Origin of the sequence: Burkholderia sp. Ax-1719 (assembly GCF_011753055.1) — a bacterium.
Lineage (GTDB): Bacteria > Pseudomonadota > Gammaproteobacteria > Burkholderiales > Burkholderiaceae > Paraburkholderia.
In genome coordinates this window covers 33,122-48,062 of the sequence record NZ_VWWJ01000012.1, presented here as the reverse complement: position 1 = coordinate 48,062, position 14,941 = coordinate 33,122, and the positions used below count along the sequence as shown (strand labels likewise).

14 protein-coding genes are annotated in these 14,941 nt (G+C 61.2%); 2 read left to right on the top strand and 12 right to left on the bottom strand.

What is annotated here, in order from left to right; all coding sequences use genetic code 11:
- Positions 1–30: 30 nt before the first annotated feature.
- The 11 genes from F3J17_RS20875 to F3J17_RS20825 all read right to left on the bottom strand — a co-directional run bounded on the left by F3J17_RS20875 (position 31) and on the right by F3J17_RS20825 (position 12,303).
- The gene (locus F3J17_RS20875) at positions 31–1,338 is read right to left on the bottom strand and encodes an MFS transporter (RefSeq protein ID WP_167063006.1); all 1,308 of its coding nucleotides are present in this window, start codon (positions 1,336–1,338) and stop codon (positions 31–33) included.
- Between the two features lie 14 nt (positions 1,339–1,352).
- The gene (locus tag F3J17_RS20870; protein WP_167063003.1) at positions 1,353–2,525 is read right to left on the bottom strand and encodes a lactonase family protein; all 1,173 of its coding nucleotides are present in this window, start codon (positions 2,523–2,525) and stop codon (positions 1,353–1,355) included.
- A 175-nt stretch (positions 2,526–2,700) separates the two neighbouring features.
- The gene (locus F3J17_RS20865; protein WP_240161089.1) at positions 2,701–3,621 is read right to left on the bottom strand and encodes a helix-turn-helix domain-containing protein; all 921 of its coding nucleotides are present in this window, start codon (positions 3,619–3,621) and stop codon (positions 2,701–2,703) included.
- 236 nt (positions 3,622–3,857) lie between these two features.
- Positions 3,858–4,883 (bottom strand): porin, encoded by a 1,026-nt coding sequence (locus F3J17_RS20860; RefSeq protein ID WP_167062997.1) that lies wholly within the window; start codon positions 4,881–4,883, stop codon positions 3,858–3,860.
- 143 nt (positions 4,884–5,026) lie between these two features.
- Entirely contained in the window at positions 5,027–5,920 is an 894-nt protein-coding gene (locus F3J17_RS20855) for a phosphate ABC transporter substrate-binding protein (protein WP_167062995.1), read from the bottom strand.
- A gap of 58 nt (positions 5,921–5,978) precedes the next feature.
- Positions 5,979–6,842: an aldolase/citrate lyase family protein gene (locus tag F3J17_RS20850; RefSeq protein WP_167062992.1), complete on the bottom strand. Its 864-nt coding sequence runs from the start codon at positions 6,840–6,842 to the stop codon at positions 5,979–5,981.
- Between the two features lie 47 nt (positions 6,843–6,889).
- Positions 6,890–7,876 (bottom strand): protocatechuate 3,4-dioxygenase, encoded by a 987-nt coding sequence (locus F3J17_RS20845; protein WP_167062989.1) that lies wholly within the window; start codon positions 7,874–7,876, stop codon positions 6,890–6,892.
- Positions 7,877–7,972: 96 nt separating this feature from the next.
- Positions 7,973–9,262 (bottom strand): MFS transporter, encoded by a 1,290-nt coding sequence (locus F3J17_RS20840; protein WP_167062986.1) that lies wholly within the window; start codon positions 9,260–9,262, stop codon positions 7,973–7,975.
- Positions 9,263–9,377: 115 nt separating this feature from the next.
- On the bottom strand, positions 9,378–10,229 hold the full coding sequence (locus F3J17_RS20835) for an amidohydrolase family protein (RefSeq protein WP_167062983.1): 852 nt from the start codon (positions 10,227–10,229) through the stop codon (positions 9,378–9,380).
- A 62-nt stretch (positions 10,230–10,291) separates the two neighbouring features.
- Entirely contained in the window at positions 10,292–11,317 is a 1,026-nt protein-coding gene (locus tag F3J17_RS20830; RefSeq protein ID WP_167062980.1) for an amidohydrolase family protein, read from the bottom strand.
- The gene (locus F3J17_RS20825; protein ID WP_167062977.1) at positions 11,314–12,303 is read right to left on the bottom strand and encodes a PhnD/SsuA/transferrin family substrate-binding protein; all 990 of its coding nucleotides are present in this window, start codon (positions 12,301–12,303) and stop codon (positions 11,314–11,316) included. The genes F3J17_RS20830 and F3J17_RS20825 overlap by 4 nt, the downstream gene beginning before the upstream one ends.
- Positions 12,304–12,659: 356 nt before the next feature.
- Here F3J17_RS20825 and F3J17_RS20820 point away from each other — a divergent pair, with 356 nt between their 5' ends.
- Together F3J17_RS20820 and F3J17_RS20815 are read left to right on the top strand one after the other, a co-directional pair.
- The gene (locus F3J17_RS20820; RefSeq protein ID WP_205194892.1) at positions 12,660–13,376 is read left to right on the top strand and encodes a 2OG-Fe(II) oxygenase; all 717 of its coding nucleotides are present in this window, start codon (positions 12,660–12,662) and stop codon (positions 13,374–13,376) included.
- Positions 13,373–14,056, top strand: coding sequence for a 2OG-Fe(II) oxygenase (locus F3J17_RS20815; protein WP_167062971.1), 684 nt, complete (start codon positions 13,373–13,375; stop codon positions 14,054–14,056). Before F3J17_RS20820 ends, F3J17_RS20815 begins: the two co-directional genes overlap by 4 nt.
- 199 nt (positions 14,057–14,255) lie before the next feature.
- Here F3J17_RS20815 and F3J17_RS20810 read toward each other — a convergent pair whose 3' ends face one another.
- The gene (locus tag F3J17_RS20810; protein WP_240161088.1) at positions 14,256–14,711 is read right to left on the bottom strand and encodes a hypothetical protein; all 456 of its coding nucleotides are present in this window, start codon (positions 14,709–14,711) and stop codon (positions 14,256–14,258) included.
- Positions 14,712–14,941 lie beyond the last annotated feature (230 nt).

The following is a 14,941-nucleotide window of genomic DNA, read 5'->3' as shown; positions in this document are numbered from 1 at the left end:
GAGCTTGTTCTGATAGCTTATAGCACGCACTCAACCGCAATCGACACAACCGGGCTTAGGCAGCGCGTCGCAATGGTCCGCGTGCGCGTTGACACGCGGCGCCCATTTGCGCCGCATCAGCGTGAGCGTGCTTGCCGCGCCAATCAGCAGGAACACGAAAATCGCCGTCATCGGCAGCGAATAGCTGCCGCCCACATGCAGCAACCAGCCCGAAAGACTTGCCGATACACCGCCCGCGAGGCTCGTCGCCACCTGTTGAAGCCCGGTGTTCAGACCGACCGCGGGTTTAGGAATCAAGGTGAGTTTGCACAGCGCGAGGTTATTCGCAGTGACGAGTCCCAGCAACGAAAGCGACACGACATTCCAGAACAACGCCATATCCGACGAATGCGCGTTCGCGCCGAGCAACACGGTGGTGCCGCCAAGAAAGCCCGCCACGATAAAGGCCTTGCGCACGGCGACGGCGTCGTTGCCGCGCGCGATGATGCGATCGGCGGCCCAGCCCGCGAGCGCTGCAACAATCGCGATGCCCGCGAAGCTGAAGAACGTATATAGCCCCGACGATTGCAGCGACAGCCCGCGCTGTTCGACGAGATACGCTGGCATCCACGTCATGCAGTAAAACGCGAAATAGCTATAGCAGAAGTTATTGATAAGGCCGCCCCACACAACGGGACTCGCCAGCAGATTGCCGAGCGGCACCGTTGCGGCGCGCTCCTTCGCTGCGGCCAGTTGAGCGCGCGAGGGATAGTCGTTTTCAACCATCGTCAGCCAGGGCAGCAGCCAGATCAGCCCGACCAGGCCGGTGGCGATAAACATCGCCTTCCATGAGGCCGTCACGATCATCCATGCGGCGATGGGCGCGCCCAGGGCCGGCCCCATTTTGCCGCCGATCGAAAAGATCCCTAGCGCCGTGCCTTTTTGCGTTTCCTCGAAATGATTCGCGAGGTAACGATACGTTGCGGGCACAACGATGGCTTCGGCGGCCCCGATCAACAGGCGCATGACGATCAGCGCGGAAAGCGTCGTGACCAGGCCGGTTGCCGCCGCCGCGAGACACCAGAGCAGAAAGCAGATGGCATAGGGGCGCTTTACGCCGTAGCGGTCGACGAGCCAGCCCATCGGCATCTGCAGCAGGCCGTAGGACCAGAAGACGGCGGAATTGAGCCAGCCGCGCTCGATGCTCGTCAGTCCGAAATGATGAATAAAGCTTTTATCGGCGAGGGCCGAAGACAGGCTCGTGCGATCTACAAAGGAAATCAGCAGACCAAGCGATAGCAGCACGAGGACGCGCCACGGATGGGGCACGCGCGTGCGGGGTGAGGAGAGCGGTTTCATCGAATTGCCCAGCCTTACTGCACGAAGGCGATGCTCGTCGGGTCCTGCACGGCGATGGATTGGCCCGTATCGGCAAGGGTGCCCGTGGCCGTGTCGATGTGGAACAGGTGCACGTCGCCACTATGTTGATTGGCGACCAGCATCCATTGCCCGGATGCGTCGATGCCAAACCCCCACGGCTTTTCTCCGCCCGACGAGGTGCGCTGCACCAGCGCAACCTGGCCCGTTGCGGCGTCGACGCGGTAAACCATCAAGGCGTTCTCAGCACGATTCTCCACGTAGAGGAAACGCCGGTCGCGGCCAAACGCCATTTCCGCGCCGCTTTTCACGCCGCTGAACGTGGTGCTGGTGATGGGCGTCGTTTGCAGGGGCGTGAGTGCGCCTTTCGCCGCGTCCCACCGCAGTGCGATCAACTCCGCGCTCATTTCCGTGAGCACGTAGGCATATTCACCATTCGCGCTAAACAGGATACGGCGCGGGCCGCTGCCCGGCGGCGCGTCGAAGGCGGGTTGCGCGTCGCCCGTGCGGGGCGTGAGCACATGCGTGTCGCGATCGAAACGGTAGATAAAGATGCGGTCCGCGCCCAGGTCCGGCACGAGCGCATAGCGGCCCGACGGGTCGATCGTCACGCCATGCGCATGGGCGCTTTTCTGGCGCGGGCTCGGTCCCGAACCTTTTTCCGCAATGATGGATTCGAGTTTGCCCACGCTGCCGTCGCCGCTCACCGCAACGCTGGAAACCGAGCCGCTGTTGTAATTCGCGCCGAGCAAGGTGGAGGAGGGGGCGTCGAATTGCAGGAAGGTTGTGCCCATTCCGCCCGTGAGCACGTTGTTGATGCGTTCGAGCTTGCCGGTGCTGCGATTCACGGCGTAAGCGGTGATGCTGCCTTCCTTGTCGCGTTCGTCGTCGACAGCGTAGAGAACGGGCAAAGCGGGATGCGAGGCGACCCATGTTGCATTCGGCCCTTGCGCAGCGGTGCCGAGCGCGACGAGCTTGCCGGTAGCCGTATCCAGGCGCAGCGCGCTGATCTGCTTCTGCTGGGTGCCGACGTAGGCGAATTCCGTGGTCGCATTCGATGACGATGCGGGAATTGCCGTGGTGCAGGCCACGCCGTATATCGATGCGCACGCAACGAGTGCGGCGTTGATTGCGAGGCGTGATGCGTGCTGCTTTAACGAATGCGCCATATTCGATTCACGTGAATAAACTGAGGTCAAGCATAGGCGGCGCACTATCCACGGTCCCTGTACAAAACCCGGTTTCGCTGGGATTTTTCGTGCAGACCAGGGAATGTACGGGGCTGCGCCATGTCACGTGAAAGTCACGGCGCGGCCGCAGCGCTCAAGCGCTGCGACGTTGTGTTTATCGCCGCGCCTCGATACGGAACTGACTGGGCGCCTGGCCCACTTCGCGGCGGAAAAAGCGCGTGAAATACGCGGCATCGGCAAAACCGAGCCAGAACGCAACCTGTTCCACCGACATATCGCCGAAAATGAGTTCGCGCTTTGCTTCGGTGATAATGCGCGCGTGAATCATCTTGGTGGGGCTCATATCCGCCGCTGAGGCGCACGCCGCGCGCAATTGCACCGGCGATACCGCGAGAATCGATGCATATTCCTGCAAGGGCAGATTGTTGCGGTAATGCTCTTCAATCAGCTTGCGAAAGCGCTCGACAAGGCGCACGTCATGACGCGGCGTGCCATCGTTGGCGGCCTGATCCAGATGGGCTTCGCGCACCAGTGTGAGCAGCAGCATCGTAAGCAGTGCTTCTGCGCCGGGAACATGCCCCACCGCGCTCGATTCCACTTCCTGTTTCAGGTGCTGGATCAGCGTATAAAGATCGTGTCCCGCTTCGGTCGCCTGCGCGAGCGGTATCATCCGCGGCGCAGACCATAGCACGATGAATTCGTGCAACTTGGCGTTGACCTGGGTGAGATAGGAAACGTCGACCGTCACCACCCAGCGATCGACATCGAGTTCGTAATCGAGTCCGTGTATGCACTCGGTGGGCAGAAGCAGGGCGCAGGGGCCTTCGAAGGGCACGCTGCTGCCTTCGAGATTCATGACGCCGCGCCCGCTGCGCACGAAAATCACCTGACCATAAGTGGGATGCGCGTGGGGCGCGGTGCGCCAACGGCCGCGTTCGGTCACATGACCGACATGAACGAACCAGTTTTCCTCCTCTGGTCGTTCGACGTACAGACGCACTTTTGGCACGGCAGTGAGCCGGACGTCGCCGGTCGTTCTGCGCACGGGTTTGCTGCTCATCGCACTCTGGGCCATGAAGTCTCCTCGGCGTCCGGTCATGCGCCGGCCGCCTTTGCGATTGAAGTTTCGCCGGAGCACTGCACCTGCTGGCCGGGCCCACGTGCGAGATGCTCCGGTTGCTCCCTTTTTAAACGGAAGCGTAAAACGCCTTGTATTCTTTCATATCGATACCTGTGCTGCGACCTGCTGCTTACCCCAACGCCGCCGCGTTATTGTTTACGCACTATTACCGCAGCGGCGCGAAAGAAACATCAGAACGTATGCACCATGCCGAGAATCACACCGCGCGTGTTCGATCCCGGCGCAACGGTCACGCCAGCATAGGAAGTGCCGTTCAGCGTGAAAGCAGCTTGATTGCGGTTCTGGATAAAACCGGCAGATGCATAAAGCGTGGTGCGTTTGGAAAGATAGTGCTCGTAGGTCATGCCGATCTGCTGTGCATTGTTGCCCTGGCCGGTGCGATCGTGCTCATAGCCGTACATCAGAACCAGTTGATCGGCGGGAGACCAGAGATACGAACCGGAGGCTTCGTAGACGTCACGCTTGACGCTGTCATCGGTCTGGCGTTCGGTGTGATAGGCCAGATAGAAGCGCGCGTCGCCCACGCCCACTGAAGCGCCCGCATTGAAGACTCTGAGCGCGGAAGTGCCGGTGGCGTTGTCCGCTTGCTCATATCCGGCTGCCACGCGGAACGGGCCGTTTTCGTAGCGCACCGCCGCGTTATAGAACTGCAGGCCATTGCTGGGCTTGGTGGTGGAATCGCGCATTGCCACCATGAATTGCGCGGTCAATCCGTAGACGGTTGGTGTGAAATACGAAATCGCGTTATTCACGCGTATCGTCAGTGAATTGAAATTCAGCATGGGCGAGCCCATGCTCATTACGGCCACCGGGTCTAGTTCACGGTTCAGGAAGATGTATTGCGGGGTATTTTGCAAACCGAAGCGGACTTCACCGAAGTTGCCGGACACACCCACCCACGCCTGGCGATTGAAGGCTTCCGCCGAATTCGCGGCCGCACCTGTTTGCGCCGAAAAACCCTGTTCGAGCTGGAAATTGACGTGAATGCCGCCGCCGATGTCCTCGGTGCCCTTGAAGCCGTAGCGGCTCGCGAAGAGGCCGCCCGAGGTGGCGCGCACGACCTTGCCGTCGCCGCCGTTCTGGAATTCCACGCCGTTGTCGATCACGCCATACAGCGTCACGGACGACTGCGCGTGCGCCGCGCTGAACATGCAAGCCGAAGTGACGCCGCATGCCAATACGAGCAATCTTTTCATTCTGTCTCCATGCTAATTCTAATAGTCGCGGCCTATATTTTCTGGCGCGTTTTGAATCGTTTTATTGCTTCGTCGTTCTCCGGCTGGAATGTGAAAAGGTGCGCAGCGAATCGAGCCGCCGCGCACCGAAAGAGAAAACGTGATTAACCGAGGGCGGCGGTCACATCGTCGAAGCACTCATCGACGGACAGGCGACGCGGAATGATCTTCTGGTCGAGCGCCCAGTCGATAGCGAGCTGGATGCCCTTGCGGTTTGCTTCCAGACCGATCGGCGGGAAAACGGCGGGGACGCCCTCGGCCTGTGCGCGGCTTTCCACCACCATGCGATACAGCTCGCGCACGATGTCCGGGCGTTGCTTCGAAAGATCGCTGTGCACCACGAACATGTGATTGATGGGCACCACGCCTTCGCGCGCGAACCAGTCTTTCGCGGCGTCCTGTGCGTCGGGCACCAGCGTGCGAACGCGCGGGTCCTTCGGCATGTCTTCGCCGAGCAGGGCAGCAGCCAGTTCGCCGTCCAGCATCATCTGCGGAATCGACGAGCCCTTGGGCAGGCGCACGCAATTGGCGGGATCGCTGTATTCCGCGAGGTGGCCGTCACCGAGCGTCATCCACGTGACCTTGTCCAGATTCACGCCATATTCGTGGCGCAAAATGCCGCGAATCCACAGCGCCGTGGTCTGCGTGTAAGTGCGCACGCCGACTTTCTTGCCTTCGATATCGCGCGGCGCGAGTTCGCCGAAGTCGATGTTGTAGCCGGCGCAATGGTGCTGGAAGCGGCCCGAGATCGGCGCGGGCAGCAGCACATAGGGCTTGCCGTAGGCCTTCGCCTGCAGGAAGGTGACGATGGCCAGTTCGCCCGCATCGAAGGCGTTCTCGCGCACCATCGCCTTGAAGCCGTTATGCGCGGGCGTCGGGCCGCAGTAATCGAGATTGACGATGTCCGAGCTGACACGCCCGTCCTTCATCGCCTTGGTGACGGCGTAATCGGCGAGGTTCACGCGCAGCGTGGGCGCTTCGGTTTGTGTGGTCGTCATGATAAGGAATCCTTATTCGTGAATAGGTGAATCGCGCAATGCGGCTGTCGATAGCGGCTTAGTAGCCTGCCATTTCGCGCGCCATACCCACGACGCCGTAGCTGCGCGTCGGCGCCGACATCAGGAAGCGGTAGCCTTCCTCGATCAGACGGCGGTGATTCTTCGCGGTCACGTGCGGATTGCCCACCACGACGTTGTGCTTGTGGCAGATGGAAACGATGCGGCGCATCGCGTCCAGCACTTCCGGGTGTTCATACTGGCGCGCAAAGCCCAATTCCTGGCTCAGATCGCCTTCGCCAATCAGGATGAAGCCGATACCCGGCACATTCGAGAGAATGTCGTCGAGGTTTTCAATCGCCTGGGTGCTTTCGCACATGAGGCCCACGAGAATTTCGCCTTCGGGCACGAGCGGCCACACGTCGGCCTTCTTGTAGTAGTCGGCCATGCTCAAGCCCCAGTAGCGCGCCGCCGTGGCAGGGCCGTCGCCGCGCACGCCCTTCGGCTCATAGAGCGGCGCATTCTTCGGACGTGCATAGCGGCACGAAGCGACCGCGTTATAGGCTTGTTCGACGGTCGCCACGTGCGGCCACACCACGCCGTACGCGCCGCGGTCGAGCACCTGCTTGGCGAAGGCCTGATTCATTTCCACGCCGTTGGCGGGAATGCGGGCGATGGGCGTGACGCGCGGCGAAACGGAACCCGATTCGGCGATTTCCTTGCGGCTCAACATGTACTGCATTGCGTCGCCGAGCGCGGCCACGTCGTACGGGTTGTGCTCCATTTCGAACACGATGCCGTCATAGGGCGCATCGCTCATTTCGATGGCGTTCTGTTTGTCGAGCTTCGAAAAAGCGGTGAAAGCCGGCTTGCCCGATTCGAGGGCGCGGATGATGCTGTTCAGTCGAGTGTTGTTCGTGCTCATTTAATCTGTCTCTCTTCGATGAATAGGGGAGGGGCTTGGGAAAAGCGTTATTCAGCCGCTTTCCAGTACATGAAGCCCATGCCTTCGCCGGTGCCGGCGGGCGTGCGCCAGCAGGGCACATAATCGACCAGCGTCATTTGCGCGCCGGTTTCCTGAACCGCTTTCATCACGCTCACATAGAGCTTGATTTCCGATGTACCCGATTGATACGAGCGATCGTCCACGGCGGCGAGTCCGTCGTAGTCGTAGTTCGCCAGCATGTTCATGATGCGGTGATCGAACTCTTCGTCATTGACGAAGTGCGAGAGACCGCCCGAAGCGAAAATGCCCACACGCACGTCTTCGGGCCAGGCCGTAATCGCATCGCGCAACACACGGCCGAATTCGATGCAGCGCGACATCGAAGGCTGCGTCGGCGGGTAGAAGCAGTTCATGATGATCGGCACGTGCGGCGGCGGATTGTCGTCCATGATCTGGTGATAGACGAAGCTATACGCGTGCGGCACGACGGGGTATTCGGGGCGCGGCGACATCCAGACGTTTTCGGGCCACTTGAACAGATCGGTAAGATCGAAGCTTTCCTTCTGGAAGTGTTCGATCAGATACGTCGCCAGTTGCGGGTGGCACTCGTGCGTAACGTGGTGATCGGGCGCATAGACGGCGCGTTGGGGCGGGCCGTTGTGCACGTCCTTGCCGCTATAGATGGCGATGGACGGTGAGAAGTCCGTGAAGATTTCCTTCTGGTCCTTGCCCAGAATGATCGCCACGTCGACCTTGGCCGCGCGGTAGGCGGCTGCCATTTCGTCGAGCGCGGCGCGGCAGCGTGCGGCGCGCGCAGTGCGTTCTTCCAGCGTGAGGAAGGGCGCGAAGGCGGCTTCGCGGTGCGCTTCCAGTTCCGGGTAAGTCCACGTGCGGTTGCGGAACCACAGTTCCGGATTGTTACGGTCACGCTCGCCGTTCTTCAGCCAGTCCTCAGGCGCCTGGCCCAGCATGCCGCTGTGCGGCACTGCCATCCCGAATACGATCTTCGCCATTTACGTTGTTTCCAGTTTTTTGATCAGAGGCCGGGGAGAATGCCGCCGGCAATATGTTTTGGATTCCGATTCAATCAATCGGTGGAGTCGATGGTGTCAATGGGATCGGGCTTCGCGCAATTCCCCTTGTGGCTCGCTGACTTTGGGCGCCCATTCGCTGCGGTACATGATCGCGGTTGCCGCCGCGCCAACCAGCAGGAACACGAGGATCACCAGCATCGGCAGGTCGTAGCTATGGCTGATATGCAGCAGCCAGCCGGAGAGACTGGCCGCCACGCCGCCTGCGAGACTCGTCGCCACCTGCTGCACGCCGGTCACCAGGCCGATAGTTTGTTTCGGAATCAACGTGAGGCGCGAGAGCACGAGGTTGTTCGCCGTAGTCATGCCCAGCAGCGAGAGTGACAGCACATTCCAGAACAGTGCGGTGTTGAGCGATTGCGCGTAGGCGCCCAGCAGCACGGTACAGCCGCCCACGAAGCCCGCGATGATGAAGCCCTTGCGGACCAGCACCGGGTCATGACCGCGCGCGATGATGCGGTCGGCGGCCCAGCCTGCGATGGCGGCAACAATGGCGATGCCCGCGAAGCTGAAGAAGGTGAAGATGCCGGATTCGCCGATCGACAGGCCGCGCTGTTCGACCAGATACGCGGGCATCCACGTCATGCAGTAGAACGTGAAATAGCCGTAACAGAAGTTGGTGACCATGCCGCCCCACACGACCGGGCTCGCGAGAATGCTGCCGAAGCTCACACTGCGTGCATGACGGTCGGCGCTGGCGAGTTGTGCGCGCGAGGGCAGGTCGTTGCGCACCAGCAGCAGCCAGGGCACCAGCCACAGCAAGCCAACCAGACCCGTCGCGACGAACATCAGCTTCCACGAATAGTTGACGATGAACCACGCGCCGACCGGAGCGCCCAGTGCGGGGCCGAACTTGTTGCCCATCGCGAGGATGCCGACAGCAAGGCCATTCTGGCTTTCGTCGAAATTGTTGCGGATCCAGCGATAGCTCGCGGGGATCACGATTGCCTCGGCGATGCCGATCAGGAGGCGCATCACCACCAGACCGGCGAGCGTCGTCACAGCGCCCATCAATGCAGTGGCCAGGCACCAGAGCGCGAAGCACACGGCGTAAGGCCATTTCACGCCGTAGCGGTCTGCCACCCAGCCCATCGGCACCTGAAACAGGCCATAGGACCAGAAGAACGCGGAATTGATCCAGCCGCGATCGACGTTGGTCAGCGCGAAGTGGCGAATGAAGGTACTGTCGGCCAGCACGCTGGAAATGCTGGTGCGATCGATAAAGGACGTCAGCACGCCGACCGCGAGCAGGGCAAGAATGCCCCATCGGTTCACGCCGCCCGGCCGTTGGGTTTTGCTCGTCTCCATCTGCTTTTTTCTGACCTCAATCGGTTTGTTACAGGTCAGCCTGTGCTTGCATGCTTCGTAGTGCAAATCACAGGATGACCGCCGTACTACAACTGCTCGTGCTGCGAATGCTCCGTTACGCCAGCGCCGGATAAAGCTTCTGCGCCGTCTTGCCGAAGATCCACGCGCGGTCCGCAGCGTTCAGGCAGGCGAGGCCCGCTTGCGCCGTGGCGAGAATCTCTTCGAGCGTGCCCGGCGAGGTCGGGAAGTTCGAACCCCAGGCCATGCGATCCGCGCCGAATGCTTCCACCACGCGCGGGAAAAACGTCTGCGCGCTGGCCTTTTCCTTTTTCACATCGGCGAAAATGCGCGGCGTGAGCTTGAGGAAAATGTTTTCGTACTGCGCGAGTTCGAAGAGACTTTGCGCCGCTGCGTACGGTGCGCCGTCCGCCACTTCGGGGCGGCCCAGGTGGTCGAGCACGATCGGCACCGTGGGAAAGCGCTTTGCCAGCGCGGTCACCTGCGGCAGACCGATCGGGCCGGTCTGGATGCACATCGGCAGGCCCAGTTCGGCGCACAGTTCCCACGCAGGGAACGAGCGCGGATCGTCAAGCTCGCTCGGATCGAACTCTTTCGTGCTGCCGCCCGTGAACAGGCGCAGGCCGGCGAGGCCGCGTTCCGTCCACTCACGGATGTGTTGCGGTGCATCTTCCTGCAGCACGTCGACCGAGCCGACCGCGACGAGGCGGTCCGCATACTTCGCGCAGCCGTCGACCACATAGCTGTTGTCGAAGCCGTAAGTCGTCGACGAATGCACGACTGCGGCCTTGCCCACGCCCGCCGCATCCATCGCGGCGATCAGCGTTTCGACCGTGGTGGGGCGTTCCTTCGACCACTCCGAACGCTTGCCGAACAGCGGTGCCGGCGGATAAAGCGCTTCGTTGTCGGAGATGATGTGCGGATGAATATCAACAATGGATGAAGCCATGTCTCTCTCTGTCCTTGTCTCGTGTTCAGTCGGGCTCGATGGATTGAACGCCCGACCGAAGATCATTTGCCTTGTGCCTTCAAACGTGCATCCAGACGCGGATAGACGCGGCGCGCATTGCCTTCGAAGATCTTGTGGCGGTCTTCGTCGGAAAGGGCGGGGCAGGCGTCGATATAGCGCTTGGTATCGTCGAAATACTGACCCGTTGCCGGGTCCTTGCCGCGCACCGCGCCGATCATTTCCGAGCCGAACAGCACGTTGTCGGCCGGAATCACCTTGGTGAGCAGTTCGACGCCAGGCTGGTGATACACGCACGAATCGAAGAAGATATTGTTCAGCAGTCCTTCGAGCGGGCGCTCGCGCATTTCCAGCGACATGCCGCGATAACGGCCCCAGTGATAAGGCACCGCGCCGCCGCCGTGCGGAATCACCAGACGCAGCGTCGGGAAGTCCTTGAACAGGTCCGATTGCAGGATCTGCATGAACACCGAGGTATCCGCATTCAGGTAGTGCGCACCGGTACCGTGGAAGCACGGGTTGCACGAAGCGGCCACGTGAATCATCGCGGGCACGTCGAGTTCGACGAGCGCTTCGTACAGCGGATACCACTCGCGGTCGGTCACTGGCGTGCCGGTCCAGTAGCCGCCGCTCGGATCGGGATTCAGATTACAGCCGACAAAACCCATCTGCTCCACGCAGCGGCGCAGTTCCGCAACGCTATTGGCAGGCGCGACGCCCGGCGATTGCGGCAACTGGCAAACCGGTGCGAAGTTGTCCGGGTACAGCTCGGTCACGCGATAGACAAGATCGTTGGACACTTCGGCCCATTCGAGGCTCGTGCGCTCGTTGCCGAGGTGGTGGCTCATCAGGCCCGCGATGGGCGAGAACAGCGTGAGATCGCTGCCGCGCTCGCGTTGCAGCTTGAGCTGGCCGTTGCCGATGGCTTCGCGGATCTGGTCGTCGCTCACGAACGCGCCGTCGCGCGAAGGCGCATTGGCGATATCGTTGGCGAATTCAACCTGCTTCGCGCGCCAGTTACGGAACGAAGCTGGAACGGTCGTAAAGTGGCCGTGGCAATCGATAATCATGCTTTCACCTCTTGCGCGAGCGGGTCGACGAACAGTTCTTCAATCGCCATGCGGCGCGGCGTGAGGCCTTGCTTGAACGCGGTGGCTTCGAGCGCTTCGATGGTCTTGAGGTTTTCCGCGAGACCGTAGGGCAGCGGGTCGTGGCCGACAATCTTTCGCAGCGCCAGGTATTTCTTGTCGCTTGCGGCGGTGGCTTCACCCGCGTCGAGACGCGCAAGCCATTCTTTCTTGGCCTGATCGAAGGCGTTGTAGATCGAACGCGCGACCCACGGATGCTCCGCGAGCACCGAATCCTTGACGACGATGGTGCCGTGCATCGGATAGATGCCGGTGCGCGCGTAGTATTCGGTTTCGAGTTCTTCGGCGTTGGGCAGCAGATCGGGATAATCGGCTTCCACTTCCTTCCAGCCGCCCGTGGGCGCGCCGGTGCGGCCAATGCCTGCCGCTGCTGCGAAGCCGCCAACGAGTTCGCCGCTGGCCATCATGTCGGCGAGCGAGGTGCCTTCGGGCGCGTGAATCACGTTGCCCGGCAGTTTGAGTTGTGTGACGTGCTCTTCGTCATCGACGACCCACGTGACCTTCGACGAATCCAGGCCGAATTCGTCGATCAGCACCTGGCGCGTCCACACGCCCGTGGTGACCGAGTAGGCGCGCACGCCCACTTTCTTGCCTTCGAGGTCCTTCGGTGTGTTGATGCCGGCGTCCGGGCGCACCAGCAGGCCGCCGTGGTGGAAGCGACGCACCACGAAGACCGGCAGCGCGACAAAGGGCGCGCCATAGGCGCGGGCGATGATATAGGTGGTCGGGGCCAGTTCGCAGACGTCGAATTCGACGTCGCGCACCATACGGCGGAAGGCGCCGATCTGCGGTTGAACCGTGACGAATTCCGCGTCCACGCCCTCGATGGGAATGGAGCCGTTGCGGATCGCCGACGTATGCGGATGCTCGGCGATGGCAATTTTGAGCCGCACTTTCTGAGTCAACATCCTCTCCTTGCTTGAATGAGCCGTCGCGGGGGGGCGGGCCGGATGGCCTCGCCCGGACTGGCGATGCGGTTGTGTTGCGGTGTGTTGCGATGGGGAGAGAATAGAAGAGGGGCGCGCGGGCGTCCCTACACAAAAGAGAGATTCAATGGCACTTTTTGCAGTGCGCCGCGCGCCGCGGCCGCGGGTTTACGTGGGTGAGCGCGGCGGCGCTTGTATTTTTTGCAGTTTATGAAGGGAATCGGAGCGCAAGGCGCGGAGTGTCGGGCGTGCGTGCTTGCGTCAGACTGGCGGTGAGGTGCGAAAACCGACGAACAGGATGAAACCCGGCAATGACAGAATCCACTGAAACGACTGAAATGGACGCCACCGCGCGCTGGGACGCGATCTGGGCCGACTCGGCGGCGTCGCTCGACCGCGACGGCAATGCGGTGCTGCCCGCGCTGCTGACGCCCGATCAGTGCACTAAACTCGCTGCGCTGTATCCGCAGGACGCGCGCTTTCGTTCGCGCGTCGTGATGGCGCGGCATAACTTCGGGCGCGGTGAATATAAGTATTTTGCCTACCCGCTGCCGTCTTTTCTCAACCGGCTGCGCCACGCGCTATATCGCCGGCTCGCGCCAATTGCCAATCGATGGAACCGGCAACTAGGCGTAGAGATGCAATACCCTGCCGATCTGGAAGCGTTTCTGGCGCACTGCCATGCCGCCGGTCAGACGCGGCCCACGCCGCTCATGCTGCGCTATGGTCCCGGCGACTATAACTGCCTGCATCAGGACCTTTACGGCGAACATGTGTTCCCGCTTCAGGTGGCGATCCTGCTTTCCGCGCCCGACGTGGATTTCACGGGCGGCGAATTCGTCATGACCGGGACGCGCAGCAGCGGCCAGTACGCCGACGTCGTGCCTTTAACGCAAGGCGATGCGGTCGTGTTCGCCGTCAACGAGCGGCCGGAAGTGGCGGGGCGCACGCGCAAGGTCGCGATGCGTCATGGTGTAAGCGTCCTGCACAGCGGCACGCGGTACACGCTCGGCATGATTTTTCACGACGCACGCGAGCCGTCCGCATCGATATGAAGAACGACGACATGCTTGAACGTTTCGATGTGCAGAGCATTTCTGCGCAGCTCGATGCCGAAGCCTTTGCTGTTCTGCCAGGATTTTTCGACGCTGATGAAGCCCGCGCGATGGCAACTCTGCTCGATGCGGGGCGCGTAACGCTCGGCCCGGATGGCGGAGAATTTACTTATTTCGATAACGCGATGCCCCCGCAAATCATGGCTCGGCGTGATGCGTTATATCGATGGCTCGCGCCACTGGCAAACCGATGGAACCTGCTTTCAGGAATCGATCGCGTGTTTCCAGCGGAACTCGACGCGTTTCTTGAAACGAATCGCAGCGCCGGTCAGCATCGGCAGCAGTCGCATCTTTGCCGTCTGCGCGAAGGCGACCGGCTAGGGTTGCATCGTCATGATGAAGGCGAATGGATATTCCCGTTTCAGGTGGTCGGGTTGCTGAGCGATCCAAAGCGCGATTTCACGGGCGGCGAGTTCGTCATGACCGAGCAGCGCCCGCGCATGCAGTCGCGGCCGATGGTCGTGCCGCTGCAATGTGGCGATATGGCGATCATCGCCAGCGCGCAGCGGCCCATTCAGGGCGCGCACGGTTACTATCGTGGCCAGATCAAACACGCGATCAGCCGCGTGCGCAGCGGCGAACGCGTTGGCCTGGAATGGATCTTTCACCTGACGCCGTGAACAGACACACAGGCGCGGCTTCATTTTGCTTCGGCGTATAGTCTAACTGGCGCAACTTCAGGGGCATGGATATGGGACCGGCGACCCGTGCGATGGTTGTGATGGCAGTGGTCTTTTTCGTCGCGTGTATGGCCTGGGGCGTGCGCGAGTTCTATTGGCAAGGCGTCAATTACGATAACGCGCCAAAGGCACCGGTCATCTAGACTGCCATCACCCGCTGGGGCAGCGGCGACTCGTTCGAACTCCGTAGAAACCGGTCCAGCCGCTTATAGGCTTCGATCAGCGCGAGTCTCGGTGCAAGGAACAATTGGGTGTCCGCCTGAAGCAGAATCGGCTCGACCAGCTCGCATTCACCTGGCGCAATCCGGCAAACTTCGTCCTCGCCCGCCCGCAGGATGCACTTCTCAAGCGCGGCTTCGGCATCGGCGAAACGCGCGATATCGGTATCGCCGTAGCCGGCGCATTGCACATAGAACGTCAGATACACCATGCGGACGAGTTCGCTGACCAGACGTGTCGTGCCAGCCCAGCCTTTGCAGGCGGCAAACGTGAGGTGATGGGCGAGCGCCATTTCGGTGGCGGTTTTCTCATCCAGCGGGCGCTGCAGGAAAATGGAAGAAGGCGGAACGGAATGAGCTTTTTTGCGGCGTGACATTGATACAGAAGAGGTGCAACGAAGGATGGGTGCGCTCCCGGTGATAAACGGAGCACGAAACAAGCGATAAAACTGACAGCGGAGCGATTATCCGCGAAACGGCGCGAACGTGACGGCGAGTGCGCAAATCGGCAATTCAGCAAATCAACGAGTCAACGCTTGCCACGTAGACCGAAGTTCGCGTAAAAGCATAATCGACCACGCCTGACATTTCGATGTTGATAGGCTGA

Bases quoted from the DNA above. Each gene is read 5' to 3' on its own strand.
- F3J17_RS20875 (WP_167063006.1), bottom strand. From the start codon at position 1,338: ATGAAACCGCTCTCCTCACCCCGCACGCGCGTGCCCCATCCGTGGCGC.
- F3J17_RS20870 (WP_167063003.1), bottom strand. From the start codon at position 2,525: ATGGCGCATTCGTTAAAGCAGCACGCATCACGCCTCGCAATCAACGCC.
- F3J17_RS20865 (WP_240161089.1), bottom strand. From the start codon at position 3,621: ATGGCCCAGAGTGCGATGAGCAGCAAACCCGTGCGCAGAACGACCGGC.
- F3J17_RS20860 (WP_167062997.1), bottom strand. From the start codon at position 4,883: ATGAAAAGATTGCTCGTATTGGCATGCGGCGTCACTTCGGCTTGCATG.
- F3J17_RS20855 (WP_167062995.1), bottom strand. From the start codon at position 5,920: ATGACGACCACACAAACCGAAGCGCCCACGCTGCGCGTGAACCTCGCC.
- F3J17_RS20850 (WP_167062992.1), bottom strand. From the start codon at position 6,842: ATGAGCACGAACAACACTCGACTGAACAGCATCATCCGCGCCCTCGAA.
- F3J17_RS20845 (WP_167062989.1), bottom strand. From the start codon at position 7,876: ATGGCGAAGATCGTATTCGGGATGGCAGTGCCGCACAGCGGCATGCTG.
- F3J17_RS20840 (WP_167062986.1), bottom strand. From the start codon at position 9,262: ATGGAGACGAGCAAAACCCAACGGCCGGGCGGCGTGAACCGATGGGGC.
- F3J17_RS20835 (WP_167062983.1), bottom strand. From the start codon at position 10,229: ATGGCTTCATCCATTGTTGATATTCATCCGCACATCATCTCCGACAAC.
- F3J17_RS20830 (WP_167062980.1), bottom strand. From the start codon at position 11,317: ATGATTATCGATTGCCACGGCCACTTTACGACCGTTCCAGCTTCGTTC.
- F3J17_RS20825 (WP_167062977.1), bottom strand. From the start codon at position 12,303: ATGTTGACTCAGAAAGTGCGGCTCAAAATTGCCATCGCCGAGCATCCG.
- F3J17_RS20820 (WP_205194892.1), top strand. From the start codon at position 12,660: ATGGACGCCACCGCGCGCTGGGACGCGATCTGGGCCGACTCGGCGGCG.
- F3J17_RS20815 (WP_167062971.1), top strand. From the start codon at position 13,373: ATGAAGAACGACGACATGCTTGAACGTTTCGATGTGCAGAGCATTTCT.
- F3J17_RS20810 (WP_240161088.1), bottom strand. From the start codon at position 14,711: ATGTCACGCCGCAAAAAAGCTCATTCCGTTCCGCCTTCTTCCATTTTC.